Origin of the sequence: Streptomyces sp. NBC_01390 (assembly GCF_045040105.1) — a bacterium.
GTDB lineage: Bacteria > Actinomycetota > Actinomycetes > Streptomycetales > Streptomycetaceae > Streptomyces.
The window spans coordinates 9,446,863-9,461,110 of the sequence record NZ_CP109551.1 but is presented as its reverse complement, the minus strand read 5'-3'; the positions used below and the strand labels follow the sequence as shown (position 1 = coordinate 9,461,110).

Genomic DNA, 14,248 nt, shown 5'->3' with positions numbered 1-14,248 from the left:
TTCCCCCACTGGAGGTTGACTTCATGGCGGTTCTGCCCGCCCGCGTCCTCTTCGGCGCCGCGTACTACCACGAGTACCAGCCCACCCACGGCCCCGACTTCCGTCCCGGCCAGCAGCTCAAGACCGACCTCGACCTGATGGCCGACGCCCGCTTCACCGTGATCCGGGTCGGCGAGTCGGTCTGGTCGACCTGGGAGCCGGAAAACGGCCGCTTCGACCTCGACTGGCTGGAGCCGGTGCTCGACGGCGCCCATGAGCGCGGTATCGCCGTGGTCCTCGGCACCCCGACCTACGCCGTGCCACCGTGGCTGGCCCGCCAGTACCCGGAGATCACCGGCGAGCGGGCCACCGGGGAGCGGATCGGCTGGGGCGCCCGGCAGGAGGTCGACTTCACGCACCCCGCGTTCCGGTTCCACGCCGAGCGGGTGATCCGGAAGATCGTCGCACGGTACGCCGACCACCCGGCGGTCATCGGCTTCCAGGTCGACAACGAGCCCGGCAACGAACTCCTGCACAACCGGGGCGTGTTCGAGCGCTTCGTCGACCATCTCCGGGCGAAGTACGGGGACATCGAGACCCTGAACCGCGAATGGGGCCTCGTCTACTGGTCGCACCGCCTGTCCACCTGGGCCGACCTGTGGACCCCCGACGGCAACGTCCAGCCCCAGTACGACGTCGCCTGGCGGGAGTTCCAGGCCCGCCAGGTCACCGAGTTCATCGGCTGGCAGGCCGGCATCGTCCGCGAGTACGCGAGCCCCGAGCAGTTCGTCACCACCTGTATCTCGTACACCCGTCGGGCGGTGGAGGACGAGGAACTCAGCGTGCCGCTCGACATCGCGTCGGGCAACCCGTACTACACCATGCAGGACGGCCTCGCGCTGCCCGACCTCACACCGGACGCGTACGCCCAGCACTGGAAGACCACGGGCGTCTGGGCCCTCTACCAGACCGCCGACTGGATGTTCTCGTCCAAGCAGGCCCCGTTCCTGGTCACCGAGACGAACGCCTCGTCCATCGGCGAACCGTGGCACAACCGCCCCGCCTACGACGGCCAGTGGCGCCAGGCCGCCTGGGCACTGGTCGGACGCGGGGCCAGGATGATCGAGTACTGGCACTGGCACACCCTGCACTTCGGCGCCGAGACGTACTGGGGCGGTGTCCTCCCGCACAGCGGCCGACCCGGCCGGACGTACGCCGAACTGGCCCGGCTCGGCGCCGAGTTGGACACGGCGGGCTCGCTGGTGGCCGGTCTCGAACCGGACGCCGACATCACGATGGTCTACTCGACGCCCAGCAAGTGGCTGATGCAGAAGTACCCGCCGATCGCGACGGGCGACGGCGGCCCGGACAGCGCCGCGTACCACCGGATCTTCGACCCGTTCTACCGGGGCGCCTTCGACGCCGGCCGCCAGGTCCGGATCGTCCACGCCCGTCAGCTGCACGACCCTCGGGGCGAGCGAGAGGGCCTGACCCCAGAGGAGGCGGTGAGCCGTCACCCGGTCCTGGTCGTCCCGGCGCTGTACGTCGTCGACGACACGACCCTCGACTGGTTCGCCGCGTACGCCCACGCCGGCGGCCACCTGGTCCTCGGCCCGCGCACGGCATACGCCGACCACGAGGCCCGGGCCCGCCACGAACCCGCCCCCGGACGCCTGGTGGACGCGGCGGGCGTCAGCTACGACGAGTACAGCAACCTGACCCAGGAGATCCCGGTGCGCGGCGTGCCGGGCGGTCCCCTCCGACTCCCCGAGGCCGCGACGGCGTCGCACTGGGCCGACGGTCTCACCGTGACCGACGCCGAGCCGCTGGTGACGTACGACCACCCGCACTTCGGCCGCTGGCCGGCGGTCACCACCCGCCGTCACGGCGCGGGACAGGTGACGTACGTCGGGACGGTGCCGGGCCGCGACCTGGCCCGGGAGCTGGCCTCCTGGCTGACTCCCACCGCCCGCAGCGTCTGGGGCGACCTCCCGGCCTCGGTCACGGCGACCACCGGTACGGCCGAGGACGGGCGGCGCGTGCACATCGTCCACAACTGGAGCTGGGAGCCGGCACGGGTCACGGCCCCGGCCGACCTGACGGACGTACTGAAGGGCAGCCCGGTCCCCGTGGGCACCGAGCTGGAGCTCGGCGCCTGGGACGTCCGGGTGTTCAGCACGGAGGCCTGACGGCGGGCGCAGGGTGTAGCGGGCTACACCACGCATTCGGGAGAACGGTCCCTCGTGGCGGCGGGCGGGCACGGGGATCGTGGTCGGCAGAGATCAGGCACCGAAGCCCTCGTCAGCCCATGAAGTGAAGGGACCCCTTTCCATGCCCTCGAACCGCCGTCGTGGCCGTCGCAGCGTCACCCTCGTCACCGCCGTCGCCGCCGTCGCCCTGACCGCCGGACTACTGACCGGCTGCGAGGACCTCGACAACTCCATGGACTGCCTCGGCAACGCCGACACGATCTCGGACAGCATCAAGGCGATCCACGAGGCCGGCTGGGACGCGGTGAAGGATCCGTCGAAGACCGACGACTCCATCGACACCATCGACAAGAACCTGGACAAGATCAACAAGGAGACCGACGACAGCAAGGTCGACAAGGCGGTCAACGATCTGGACAAGGCGATTGACGACTACAACAAGTCGATCCTGAACGGCGACACGAACCCCGACTCCAGCAGGATCGACGCGGCCGCCGACCGGCTGAAGGACGTCTGCACGTCCTAGGAAGAACACGTCTGGGGCCCTGCCGTACGACGGCAGGGCCCCAGACGCGATTCTCACCACCCGGCACTCAGCCCTCGTCGGGCGCCAGCCGCAACGAGATGCTGTTGATGCAGTACCGCTGATCCGTCGGGGTCGGATAACCCTCACCCTCGAACACGTGCCCGAGATGCGATCCGCACCGAGCACACCGCACCTCGGTCCGCACCATGCCGTGGGTCCGGTCCGACAGCAGCTCGACCGCGTCGGTGTCCTTCGGGTCGAAGAAGCTCGGCCAGCCGCAGTGCGACTCGAACTTCGTGTCCGAGGTGAACAGTTCGGCCCCGCAGGCCCGGCAGGAGTAGACGCCCGTCGTCTTGGTGTCCGTGTACTCACCCACGAAGGCGGGCTCCGTGCCGGCCTGACGCAGAACCGCGTACTCGGCCGGCGTCAGCTCCGCACGCCACTGCTCGTCCGGCTTTTCGACGTCGTACGACATGAAGCTCAGCCCCTTACTGCGAAAGTCACCACGAAATTCACTGCGGAACCGTGGACGTCACCGTGCCAGGCGGTCCAGGATCCGCGGGCCCAGGTCCGTCACATCACCCGCGCCCATGGTGAGAACGAGATCACCGGGCTTCGCCATTCCCGCGACCGTCTCGGGCACCTCGGCCTTGTCGGACACGGCCGTCACATCGGCGCCCGCCGCCCGCGCGGCGTCGATGATCAGCGCGCTCGTCACACCGGGGACCGGGTCCTCGCGGGCCGGGTAGATGTCGAGGACGACCGACGCGTCCGCGAGCGCCAGCGCCTGCCCCATCTCCTTGCCCAGCTCCTGGGTACGGGAGAAGAGGTGCGGCTGGAAGACCACCAGGATGCGCGCCTCACCGACCGCCGCCCGCATCGCCTCCAGGTCCGCCGTCATCTCGGTCGGGTGGTGCGCGTACGAGTCGATGACCTGGACGCCCGCCGCCTCGCCCTTCAGTTGGAGGCGCCGCTTCACGCCCGTGTACGCCGCCAGGGCGGGGGCCAGCTCGCCCGCGGGCACGCCCAGCGCGACGCCCGCCGCCAGCGCCGCCACCGCGTTGAGGGCGTAGTGCCGGCCGGGAACCGACACCGCGAAGGTGAGCGGAGCGCCGTCCAGCTCGACGGTCACCTCGCTCTTCAGCCCCTGCGGTACGACCGACAGCACCCGCACGTCCGCGTCCGCCGCCTCCCCGTACGTCACCACCCGCACGGAGTCCGGCAGGCGCCGCGTCAGCTCGCGGGCGCCCTCCTGGTCGGCGGAGATCACCAGCGTCCCGCCGGGCACGATCCGGCCCGCGAACGTCTCGAAGGACTCGTAGATCTCGTCCATGGAGGCGTAGTTGGCGTGGTGGTCGAGTTCGACGTTGAGGACGATCGCGACCTCGGGCGCGTACTTGTGGAAGCTGCGGTCCGATTCGTCCGCCTCGGCCACGAAGATCTCGCCGTCGCCGTGCAGGGCGTTCGAGCCGGGGGCGTCCAGGTCGCCGCCGATCGCGTAGGAGGGGCTGCGCCCCAGCTCGCTCAGTGACACCGCGAGCATCGACGTCGTGGTCGTCTTGCCGTGGGTGCCCGCGACCGCGATGGGCCGCAGGCCGTCCATGAGCCGGGCGAGCGCGTCCGACCGGTGGACCACCGGGATCCCCAGCTCCGCCGCGCGCGCCAGCTCCGGGTTGTCCGCGCGGATCGCGGAGGAGACCACGACACAGGTGGCGTCGGCGGCGAGATGCCCGGCCGCGTGCCCGATGTGCACGGTGGCGCCCAGCGCCCGCAGCGCCGCCGCGGTCTCGGACTCCCTGGCGTCGCTGCCGGCCACCACGGCACCGCGCTGCGCGAGGATCTTCGCGATCCCCGACATCCCGGCGCCTCCGATGCCGATGAAGTGCGGTCGGTCCATGGCGGCAGGAAGGCCGGGTGCCATGTGTCTCTCCCAGTGCGTGGTACGTACGGCGAACGTTCGAGGAGCCAGCCTATTGCCTCCGAAATGAGGGCGACCGCATCTCCCCGAGGGTCACACCTTGCTGTGCGAGAACAGCTTCAGCACGGGCACCCCCACCTTGTGCCGGGCCCGGGAGGCCCAGTCCCGGTGGAAGAACTCCTCCACGTAGTGCGGATCGGTCAGCACGATGACCTCGTCCGCCTCGATCTCGTCGACCAGTCCCCGCAACGCGTCGAGCGGATGGTCCTCGACGATCCGCCCCTCCGCCTCGTGACCGGCGGCTCGCAGCGCCGCCAGCGACACCTCCAGCGCCTGCTCCCCCATCGCCGCCGCGTCCTTGCCCTCGGGGGTCTCCCGCTCGTGCGCCGCCTCGTCGAGCTCGCCCAGCGCGATGTCGTCGATGGCCCGCAGCAGTCGGTCGGCCTGGTCGCCCCGGGGCTGGAGCAGCACGTGGAAGGCCACGTCCTCATCGCCGTGCAAGGTGGTGACGAACTCCACGTCGGCGGACGTCAGGGCCTTCTCGATCATCAAAACGCTTGTGAACACGACAGGCGCCCTTCTCCTCCGTGGGCCGTTCGTAGGCCCCTGCTGAAACCATCCTGCCCCGTGATCGCACGGGGACTGCGAAATTTAGTGTGCCCAGCGATAGACAAACGGAACGAGAGATTCCGGATCGTGTCGGGGCGAGCGTGCCCCCGCGCGTCAGGAGCGGTGATAGCGGCTGAACAGGAAGCCGGACTCCTCCAACAAGGACACCAGTTCGAAGCGCCGGGGCACCGGCACCGCGGGCCCGCCCGAGATCCGCTGGGCGTCCCCCACGGTGAGCATCGGGGAGATCGTCAGGCACAGTTCGTCGAGCACCTCGGCCGCCACCAACTGCCCCAGCAGCCGCGGCCCGCCCTCGGCCAGCAGCCGGGTGTGACCGAGGTCGGCGAGGGCCTGCACGGCACGCGCCGGGTCGACGCCCATGCCGTCGCCGGCGACGACCACCCGGGCGCCCGCCTTCTCAGCGGCCGCGACGCGGTCGGGGGCGGCAGCCGCGCCCGTGAGGATCAGGGTGGGCACCAATGGTGAGGTGAACAGCGGGAGCGAGTAGTCCAGCTCCAGGCTCGCGCTGACGATCGCGATCGCCGCTGCCTGTGCCTGCCCGGCCGCCTCGCGGGCCGCCGCGAACTCCGCACGCGCACGTGCCGGGCGGTACCCCTCCTGGCGTACCGTTTCCGCACCGACCAGGACCACGTCCGCCAGTGCCCTCAGGGTGCCGAAGATCCGCATGTCGGAGGCGGAGGAGATGGGCTGGGAGCGGCCGTCGTGCTGGGCGGCGCCGTCGAGCGTGGACACCATGTTGGCGCGCAGCCAGGCTTCCCGGCGCTCGTTCGTCCGCTCGGGGTAGGCGTAGGCGGCGGCCAGCTCGTCCAGGCTCCACTCCCGGTCGACCGCCCTGCCGCCGCCGGGCGAATCTCCGGCACCACCCGCCCGTACGGCCCCTCCGGAGGCGTCGGCCACTGTCTCTTCGGTCACAGGGAACAGGCGTCGCATGCCAGGCAGTCTGGCACGGGGCCCAGTGCCTGTCCGGTGGGCCGGGCCGGTGACCGAGCAGGGGCCACGGGGTGCGGCGCGCCCAACTGCGACGTTGCCGTCGCCGGCCGGCGTTGCGCGTCGCGACCGTCCGCCGCCTCACGGTCGTACGTGGCACAAGCCGCCCACCCGCACGGCGGTGCACCCCCGGGTCCGGGCCCACCGGGCAGGCTTAACATGGTGAACCGTGCATACCACCCCCGCCGCCTCCGGTTTCGGTCCGATAGCCGACGCGGCCCCGCTGTCCCTGTGCGTCCGTGAGCCGCATGTCCCCGCGGACCGGCTGGTCGCCGAGATGGTGCCGCCGCCCCGGTTCGACTCGGTGCGCTTCGGGACGTACGACCCGGACCCGAACCAGCCGAGCCAGACCGAGGCCGTGCGGGTCCTCGACGGCTTCGCGGGCGGGCTCGGCGGGGCGCACGCCGTGGGGGGCGGCAAACGGGGGTTCTTCGGGCTCGGGAAGGTCAAGCCGTCGAAGGTGCCGGCCGGTCCCCGTGGCGTCTACCTGGACGGCGGCTACGGCGTCGGCAAGACCCACCTCCTCGCCTCCCTCTGGCACGCCACCCCGGCGGAGCCCGCGCTCAAGGCCTTCGGCACCTTCGTGGAGCTGACGAACCTGGTCGGCGCCCTCGGCTTCCAGAAGACCGTCCAGACCCTCTCCGGCCACCGGCTGCTCTGCATCGACGAGTTCGAACTGGACGACCCGGGCGACACCGTCCTCGTCTCGACCCTGCTCGGCAAGCTCGTCGACGCGGGTGTGGCGCTCGCCGCCACCTCGAACACCCTGCCGGGCAAGCTCGGTGAGGGGCGGTTCGCGTCGGCGGACTTCCTGCGCGAGATCCAGGGTCTGTCCGCCCACTTCCGCGCACTGCGCATCGACGGCGAGGACTACCGCCACCGGGGGCTGCCCCGGGCCCCGGCGCCCTACTCCGAGGAGCAGGTGACCAAGGCCGCCTACGCCACCCAGGGCGCCTCGCTCGACGACTTCCCGCAGCTCCTCGACCACCTCGCCCGGGTGCACCCCAGCCGGTACGGCGCCCTCACGGACGGCCTGAAGGCCGTGTGCCTCACCGACGTGCGGCCGGTTCCGGACCAGTCGACGGCGCTGCGGCTCGTCGTGCTCGCCGACCGGCTGTACGACCGCGAGGTGCCGGTGCTCGCGTCCGGTCTGCCCTTCGACCAGTTGTTCAGCGAGGAGATGCTGAACGGCGGCTACCGCAAGAAGTACTTCCGCGCGATCTCCCGCCTGACCGCGCTGGCCCGCGACGCCAAGGGCCTCGTAGAGCCTTCGTGACACCCCGAGGCGCGCGCGGCCCTGATCTGCGGAACATATGAACTTCCGCAGGTCAACGATCAGTTCACGTCATCCCACCCCTGCTTTTCAGGCTCTCTTCAGCCTGAAACGTTAAGTTAACCCAGCAAACAACTTCGCAGGGTTAACGTGTTTCTTGACCCGCGGTTGACCAACCGTTGACGTGTACAAGAGACTGCCGAACGCCGGGAGGGGGGCACATGTTCCGAGGTAGTACTGCCCGGAGCGTGATCGCCCTCCTCGCCGCCGCCCTGCTGACACTCCAGCTCTTCGCTCCGACGGCGTCCTTCGCATCCGCGCACACGGCCCGTCACGCCGAGGCCAAGACCGAGCCCAGAAACAAACCCAGGGCGGCGTCCCAGCGCGACGAGTACGTCACCTGCGGTGATGGCGGCCGGCATCACGACCCGAGCCTGCCGCTGCGCATCCGCGACCGGCACCGCGTCGTCGACACGAGCCCCCAGGGGCCCGAACGCCCGCTTCTCTCGGTGGACCGCGCGACCCCGGCCGGTCCGGACAGACGTGTCGCGTCCCGCCATCAGGAACCCAGATCGTCGACCGCGCACACCCCGGCGGCGCTCCAGGTGTTCCGCTGCTGACAGCCGGGACGTCCCCCCACCCACTGTCAGCACGTCCGACTGTCATGTACGTCCGACGCGCCGTCGAGGCGCGCCAGGAGGAGTCACCACATGCAGCCCCTCATCGACAACGCCCGCACCTTCGGTCAGCGCCCTGAGGAGTTCGCGAAGCTCGCCGAAGGCCAGTCCCCCCAGGTCCTGTTCATCACCTGCTCCGACTCCAGGGTCGTCCCGGCCCTGATCACAGGTGCCAGGCCTGGTGAGCTCTTCGAGCTGCGCACCGCGGGCAACATCGTCCCCCCGTACGCCTCTGCCCGCCCCACCGGCGAGGCGGCCACCATCGAGTACGCCGTGGAGGTCCTCGGCGTCAGCGACATCGTGGTCTGCGGTCACTCGCACTGCGGCGCCGTCGGCGCCCTGGTACGCGGCGACGACCTCACCGCCGTACCCGCCGTACGCGACTGGCTCGCGCACGCGGCCGACGACCCCGGGGCCACGGCCCCGTCCGACACCGACGACCCGACGGTCGCCTCGGCCGTCCAGAACCACGTCCTGACACAGCTGTTGCGACTGCGCTCCTACCCCTGTGTGGAACAACGCCTGGCCAAGGGCCAACTGCGGTTGCGCGGCTGGTACTACGAGGTCCACACCGGGTCCGTGCGCGAACACCGCGCCGCCACCGACGCGTTCGAAGCGCTGTGAGGGCCGCCATGAACATACGTACCGTGTCCGCCAAGGTCCCTCATCTGCGGCAGGACTTCGCCGCCTCGCTCGTCGTGTTCCTGGTCGCCCTGCCGCTGTGCGTGGGCGTCGCCGTCGCCTCGGGTGTGCCGGCCGAACTCGGGCTGGTCACCGGCATCGTGGGCGGCATCGTCGCCGGACTCCTGCCGGGCAGCAGCCTCCAGGTGTCCGGGCCCGCCGCCGGCCTCACCGTGCTGGTCTTCGAGGCCGTACGGGAGCACGGGCTGCCCGCGCTCGGGGTGATCGTGCTCGCCGCCGGGCTGCTGCAACTCGCCATGGGCGCCCTGAAACTGGGGCGCTGGTTCCGGGCCATATCGGTGTCCGTCGTCGAGGGCATGCTGGCCGGAATCGGCCTCGTGATCATCGCCGGGCAGCTGTACGCGGCGGCCGGGCTGAAGGCGCCGACCGCCGGGCTGGACAAGATCACCGGGCTGCCCGAGGCGGCCGTGAAGGCGGCGGGGAGCACCGGCGCGCTGGCCTCGCTGGCGGTCGGCGCGGGCACGATCGCCGTGATCGTGCTCTGGCAGCGGCTGCCCAAGAAGGTGCGGGCGGTGCCCGGCGCGCTCGCCGCGGTGGTCCTGGCGACCGTCGTCACCCTTGTGTTCAGCCTGCCGGTGGCGACCGTCGAGGTGAAGGGCCTGCTGGACGCCGTCCAGCTGCCCGGGCTCGGCGCCTTCGGCGAGCTCGGCAGTCTGAGCGTGCTCGGCACGGTCGTGGCGTTCACCCTGATCGCGTCCGCCGAGAGCCTGTTCAGCGCCGCCGCCGTGGACCGGCTGCACGACGGTCCGCGCACCCAGTACGACAAGGAACTGATGGCGCAGGGCGCCGGCAACACGGTGTGCGGGCTGCTGGGCGCGCTGCCGATGACCGCGGTGATCGTGCGCAGCTCGGCGAACGTCCAGGCGGGGGCGCGGACCAAGGCGTCCCGGGTCATGCACGGCGTATGGCTGCTGCTGTTCGCGGCGCTGCTGCCCGGCGCGCTGGCGCTCATTCCGCTGCCCGCGCTGGCCGGGATACTCGTCCACGCCGGCTGGAAGCTCATACCGCTGCGCGGGATCGTCTCGCTGTGGCGCGAGCACCGGGGTGAGGCACTGATCCTGGTGGTCACCGCCCTGGCCATCGTGTCCGTGAACATGTTCGAGGGCGTACTGATCGGTCTCGCCCTGTCCGTGGGCAAGACCGCCTGGGAGGCCTCGCACCTCAAGCTGGAGGTCATCGACAAGGGCGCCGGGCCCGTCCAGGCGTATCTGTCGGGCAACGCGACCTTCCTGCGGTTGCCGAAGATCCTCGACAACCTGGAGGCGCTGCCCCAGGACCGGCCGATAGAGCTGGACCTGTCGGGCCTGCACCACCTGGACCACGCCTGCCGTACGGCTCTGGAGAGCTGGGCGGAGCGGCACAGCGCGGTCGGCACGGAGCCGGTCAAGATGATGACGCCGTCGCTGTAGCCTTCACGGCTTCTCGCGGCGTGCCGGCTTCCCAGTACGTGGTTGCCCGGTGCGGGGCTCGACCCGAGCCCCGCACCGGGCATATCGTTTGTTAAGAGTGCCGATCGGCACATACGGGACGGCTGCGAGAGGTCGTCGTCATGCTTGAGGAACTGCTGGCCGCGGGCGTCGCCGCCGCAACCGCCGGGCTCGTCTACGTCGGGGCCGCCGCCCGGGTCGTCAAGCAGTACGAACGCGGCGTCGTCTTCCGGCTCGGCCGCCTCGCCGGAGACACACGGCCGCCCGGTTTCACGCTGGTGGTCCCGTTCGTGGACCGGTTGCGCAAGGTCAACATGCAGATCGTCACCCTGCCGATCCCGGCCCAGGAGGGCATCACCCGGGACAACGTGACCGTGCGCGTGGACGCGGTCGTCTACTTCAAGGTCGTCGACGCGGCGAACGCGATCATCCAGGTCGAGGACTACCGGTTCGCGGTCTCCCAGATGGCGCAGACCTCACTGCGCTCGATCATCGGCAAGAGCGACCTGGACGACCTCCTCTCCAACCGGGAGAAGCTCAACCAGGGGCTGGAGCTGATGATCGACAGCCCGGCCATCGGCTGGGGCGTACAGATCGACCGGGTCGAGATCAAGGACGTGTCCCTGCCGGACACGATGAAGCGCTCGATGGCCCGGCAGGCCGAGGCCGACCGGGAACGCCGGGCCCGCATCATCAACGCGGACGCCGAGCTGCAGGCGTCGAAGAAGCTCGCGGAGGCCGCCGCGGTGATGTCCGAGCAGCCCGCCGCACTCCAACTCCGGCTGCTCCAGACGGTGGTGGCGGTCGCGGCCGAGAAGAACTCGACACTCGTCCTGCCCTTCCCGGTGGAACTGCTCCGCTTCCTCGAACGGGCGCAGACCCAGCAGCCACCGCCAGGCGGGTCACCCGGATGAGGCGCGCTTCGCGCGTGGTTCCCGAGGCCCGTACGGCGTGATACACACAGCAAGGTCACAGTCCTGTCCGCCAGCAGGAAGGTCGCCCCCCATGTCCGCATTCGGCATGCCCGAACTCGACGGCCCCTCAACAGACGCTCCGACCGAGGCAGTTGACGGCTCCCCCGCCTCCCGACGCCAGCTTCTCGCCCGCACCGGCGCCCTCGGGGCCGGTATCGCCTTCACCGGGGCCCTCTCCGAGCTCTTCGCCGGTACCGCCGCCGCCCAGGAGCCGGCGCACTCCGGCTACGGACCCCTGATCCCCGACCCGAAGCGCCTGCTCGACCTGCCGAAAGGTTTCCGCTACCGGGTCCTGTCCCGTGAGGGCGACGCCCTGCGCTCCGGTGAGGGCCTCGTCCCCTCCAACCACGACGGGATGGCGGCCTTCGCGGGCCGGCACGGCCGCGTGCACCTGGTCCGCAACCACGAGAACCGCGTCACCGCCAAAGCTCCGGTCCCGACGGTCAAGGGCCTCACCTACGACCCGACGGGCAAGGGCGGCTGTACGTCGCTCACCCTCGACCGGGACGGCGACGTCCTCGCCGAGCGGGTCGCCATCGCCGGTACGGCCGTCAACTGCGCGGGTGGGCCAACCCCTTGGGGTACCTGGCTGACCTGCGAGGAGACCGAGGACAAGGCCGGTACCAACGGCTACACCAAGGACCACGGCTTCGTCTTCGAGGTCGACGGGGCCGACCCGCACCGCACCGGCGCCGTCCCGCTCACCGCGATGGGCCGCTTCCAGCACGAGGCGATCGCCGTCGACCCGAGGAACGGCATCGTCTACGAGACCGAGGACGCCTTCCTCAAACCCTTCGGCCTCTTCTACCGCTTTCTGCCCAACAGGCCGCTGGGCGGGGTGGGTTCACTGCGCGCGGGCGGCCGGCTCCAGGCGATGCGGGTACCGGGCGTACCCGATCTCTCCTCGATCCAGGAGCCGGGTGCCTGCTTCGACGGCGTCGAGTGGGTGGACGTACCGGACCCGTCGGCCGCCCAGACCCCCGTCCGGCTCCAGGACTTCGGCCGGAAGGGCATCACGCACGCGCAGAAGCTGGAGGGCTGCTACTGGGGCGGGCGGTGCGTGTACTTCGTGTCGTCGTTCGCCCACGCGGGCGACGGCTCCGCGGCCACCCACTTCGGCCAGATCTGGCGCTACGACCCGGCCGCGCGCCGCCTCACCCTGGTCATCGTCTTCGGCCCGGACACGGACGTCCAGCTGCCCGGCGAGTCACCGGACAACATCTGTCTCGCCCCGAGCGGCGGCCTGATGGTCTGCGAGGACGGGAACGGCGCCCAGCACGTGTACGGCGTGACGCGCGGGGGCGAGGTGTACGCGATGGCCCGCAACGCCCAGAACATTGGATCCGAAGCCGCCCCCGAGTGGGGCGAGTTCGCGGGCGTCACCTTCTCTCCCGACGGCAGGACGATGTACGTCAACTGCTACACGCCCGGGACGACCTTCGCGGTGCGGGGTCCCTGGAAGCGATAGCGGGTGCCCCCTGAACGGGACATGGCGGGCAGGCCATTAACCTGTCCGCCATGAACGTACCGGGGGACGTGGTCGACGGCAGGTTCGAGCTGCTGGAGCGGCTCGGCAGTGGCGGAATGGGCACGGTGTGGCGGGCCCGCGACGCCGTGCTGCACCGCGAGGTCGCACTGAAGGCGGTACGGGTCATGCACGACCCGGCGACGTCCGACATCGTGCGGGAGCGGGTGATGCGCGAGGCCCGGGCGCTCGCCCGGCTCAGCCACCCCCAGGTCGTCACGGTCCACCAGATCATCGACGCCGACCCGCAGCCCTGGATCGTCATGGAGCTGGTGCCCGGCGTCTCGCTCGACAAGCGCCTGGAAGCGGGCCCGTTGACGCCGGTGGAGGCGGCGCGGATCGGCGGCCAGGTGCTGGACGCGCTGCGCGCGGCGCACGCGGCGGGTGTCCAGCACCGGGACGTGAAACCGGCGAACATCCTCCTGCGCGAGGACGGCAGCGCGGTCCTCACCGACTTCGGGATCGCCGCGCTCCAGGGCGCGACGGCCCTGACGATGACCGGCGAGCTCATCGGCTCCCCCGAGTACATCGCCCCGGAACGCATCCGGGGCCCCTCCGACGACCCGGCCGCCGACCTGTGGTCCCTGGGAATCGTGCTGTACGTGTGCGTGGAGGGCGTGAGCCCCCTGCGCCGCGAGACCTCGCTCACGACGCTGGCCGCCGTCCTGGAGTCCGAGGTCCCGCCGCCGTCCCGCTCCGGCGCGCTGGCCCCCGTACTCGAAGCGCTGCTCGACAGGGACCCGGCGGCGCGTCCCGAAGCGGGCCGGCTGGCGGAGATGCTGCGGCAGGTGGCGACGGGCGAAACGGCGAGGTCCGAGCAGCCGACGCTGACGGGGCCTCCGGCTGTGCCTACGGGGCGCGTGCCCCTGGCGAGCGACGCGGGCCGGCGCGAGGACGGCCGGGGTCTCGGGCGGTCGCCGTACCGCCGTAAGCGGATCGCCGTGTCCGTCGTGCTCGCGGTCGCCGTCGCCGCTGCCGCCGTCTTTCTCGCCCCGCGCCTCCTCGACGGGAACGAGTCGGACGGGGCGTCCGGTACGAGCACTTCGCCTCCCCCCTCCGCCACCCCTTCCGCCGTGGGCGACCGCTGGATCGCCCAGCTCCACTCCGAGCCGGTCGGCTCCGGGACCGCCGCCCGGGACGCACAGCTCGCCAAGGTCAGGGAGTCGGTGCCGGAGGCGGTGTTCGTGCGCAGCGACGCGTACGCCTCCCTGCGGCCGGGCTACTGGGTGATCTACGCACCCGGCCCGTTCACCGACGGCCGGGCCGCGCTGTCCTTCTGCGGCGAACGCGGCCTGACGACCCCGGACACCTGTGTGGGCCGTTACCTGAGCACCAGCGTCGCCGACTTCGCCGACCTGTGCCGCCCGCCCGCCGACAGGCCCACGGGGCGCTGCACACGCGGCTAGGCCCGACCGCTGGC

Annotated in this window: 13 protein-coding genes; 9 read left to right on the top strand and 4 right to left on the bottom strand. The window is 71.1% G+C overall.

From position 1 onward, the window contains the following. Positions 1–23: 23 nt before the first annotated feature. A complete protein-coding gene (locus OG241_RS42460) occupies positions 24–2,168 on the top strand; it encodes a beta-galactosidase (RefSeq protein WP_405823372.1) in 2,145 nt (714 codons plus the stop codon). A 142-nt stretch (positions 2,169–2,310) separates the two neighbouring features. Further along, positions 2,311–2,715 (top strand): hypothetical protein, encoded by a 405-nt coding sequence (locus OG241_RS42455; RefSeq protein WP_405823370.1) that lies wholly within the window; start codon positions 2,311–2,313, stop codon positions 2,713–2,715. 67 nt (positions 2,716–2,782) lie between these two features. Here the strand turns inward: OG241_RS42455 and msrB are convergent, their stop codons facing one another. From msrB to OG241_RS42435, 4 genes are all read right to left on the bottom strand, one after another. Then, complete coding sequence (msrB, locus tag OG241_RS42450; RefSeq protein ID WP_405823369.1) at positions 2,783–3,190, bottom strand: peptide-methionine (R)-S-oxide reductase MsrB; 408 nt, start codon at positions 3,188–3,190, stop codon at positions 2,783–2,785. A 57-nt stretch (positions 3,191–3,247) separates the two neighbouring features. Further along, on the bottom strand, positions 3,248–4,636 hold the full coding sequence (gene murC / locus OG241_RS42445; protein ID WP_405823367.1) for a UDP-N-acetylmuramate--L-alanine ligase: 1,389 nt from the start codon (positions 4,634–4,636) through the stop codon (positions 3,248–3,250). Between the two features lie 90 nt (positions 4,637–4,726). Further along, complete coding sequence (locus OG241_RS42440) at positions 4,727–5,200, bottom strand: indole-3-glycerol phosphate synthase (protein ID WP_405823365.1); 474 nt, start codon at positions 5,198–5,200, stop codon at positions 4,727–4,729. 156 nt (positions 5,201–5,356) lie between these two features. Beyond that, positions 5,357–6,193: a pyrimidine reductase family protein gene (locus OG241_RS42435; protein ID WP_405823363.1), complete on the bottom strand. Its 837-nt coding sequence runs from the start codon at positions 6,191–6,193 to the stop codon at positions 5,357–5,359. Between the two features lie 226 nt (positions 6,194–6,419). Between OG241_RS42435 and zapE the strand changes: the two genes are divergently transcribed. The 7 genes from zapE (at position 6,420) to OG241_RS42400 (ending at position 14,234) form a co-directional block, all read left to right on the top strand. Beyond that, positions 6,420–7,526 carry a cell division protein ZapE gene (gene zapE, locus OG241_RS42430; protein ID WP_405823361.1) on the top strand — a complete coding sequence of 369 codons (1,107 nt, stop codon included), beginning with the start codon at positions 6,420–6,422 and terminating at the stop codon, positions 7,524–7,526. Between the two features lie 218 nt (positions 7,527–7,744). After that, positions 7,745–8,143 (top strand): hypothetical protein, encoded by a 399-nt coding sequence (locus OG241_RS42425; RefSeq protein WP_405823360.1) that lies wholly within the window; start codon positions 7,745–7,747, stop codon positions 8,141–8,143. 90 nt (positions 8,144–8,233) lie between these two features. Then, positions 8,234–8,824, top strand: a complete 591-nt coding sequence (locus OG241_RS42420) for a carbonic anhydrase (protein ID WP_405823358.1) — start codon at positions 8,234–8,236, stop codon at positions 8,822–8,824. An 8-nt stretch (positions 8,825–8,832) separates the two neighbouring features. Continuing rightward, positions 8,833–10,311, top strand: coding sequence for a SulP family inorganic anion transporter (locus OG241_RS42415; protein WP_405823356.1), 1,479 nt, complete (start codon positions 8,833–8,835; stop codon positions 10,309–10,311). A gap of 140 nt (positions 10,312–10,451) precedes the next feature. Continuing rightward, on the top strand, positions 10,452–11,243 hold the full coding sequence (locus OG241_RS42410; RefSeq protein WP_405823354.1) for a slipin family protein: 792 nt from the start codon (positions 10,452–10,454) through the stop codon (positions 11,241–11,243). A 106-nt stretch (positions 11,244–11,349) separates the two neighbouring features. Continuing rightward, entirely contained in the window at positions 11,350–12,771 is a 1,422-nt protein-coding gene (locus tag OG241_RS42405; protein WP_405826736.1) for an alkaline phosphatase PhoX, read from the top strand. A 50-nt stretch (positions 12,772–12,821) separates the two neighbouring features. Further along, on the top strand, positions 12,822–14,234 hold the full coding sequence (locus OG241_RS42400; RefSeq protein WP_405823352.1) for a serine/threonine-protein kinase: 1,413 nt from the start codon (positions 12,822–12,824) through the stop codon (positions 14,232–14,234). The last annotated feature ends 14 nt before the right edge of the window (positions 14,235–14,248 follow it).

Excerpts from the sequence above, each read along its gene's own strand:
- OG241_RS42460 (WP_405823372.1), top strand. The coding sequence starts at position 24 with ATGGCGGTTCTGCCCGCCCGCGTCCTCTTCGGCGCCGCGTACTACCAC.
- OG241_RS42400 (WP_405823352.1), top strand. The coding sequence starts at position 12,822 with ATGAACGTACCGGGGGACGTGGTCGACGGCAGGTTCGAGCTGCTGGAG.
- OG241_RS42425 (WP_405823360.1), top strand. The coding sequence starts at position 7,745 with ATGTTCCGAGGTAGTACTGCCCGGAGCGTGATCGCCCTCCTCGCCGCC.
- OG241_RS42435 (WP_405823363.1), bottom strand. The coding sequence starts at position 6,193 with ATGCGACGCCTGTTCCCTGTGACCGAAGAGACAGTGGCCGACGCCTCC.
- OG241_RS42415 (WP_405823356.1), top strand. The coding sequence starts at position 8,833 with ATGAACATACGTACCGTGTCCGCCAAGGTCCCTCATCTGCGGCAGGAC.
- OG241_RS42420 (WP_405823358.1), top strand. The coding sequence starts at position 8,234 with ATGCAGCCCCTCATCGACAACGCCCGCACCTTCGGTCAGCGCCCTGAG.
- msrB (WP_405823369.1), bottom strand. The coding sequence starts at position 3,190 with ATGTCGTACGACGTCGAAAAGCCGGACGAGCAGTGGCGTGCGGAGCTG.
- murC (WP_405823367.1), bottom strand. The coding sequence starts at position 4,636 with ATGGCACCCGGCCTTCCTGCCGCCATGGACCGACCGCACTTCATCGGC.
- OG241_RS42405 (WP_405826736.1), top strand. The coding sequence starts at position 11,350 with ATGCCCGAACTCGACGGCCCCTCAACAGACGCTCCGACCGAGGCAGTT.
- OG241_RS42410 (WP_405823354.1), top strand. The coding sequence starts at position 10,452 with ATGCTTGAGGAACTGCTGGCCGCGGGCGTCGCCGCCGCAACCGCCGGG.
- OG241_RS42455 (WP_405823370.1), top strand. The coding sequence starts at position 2,311 with ATGCCCTCGAACCGCCGTCGTGGCCGTCGCAGCGTCACCCTCGTCACC.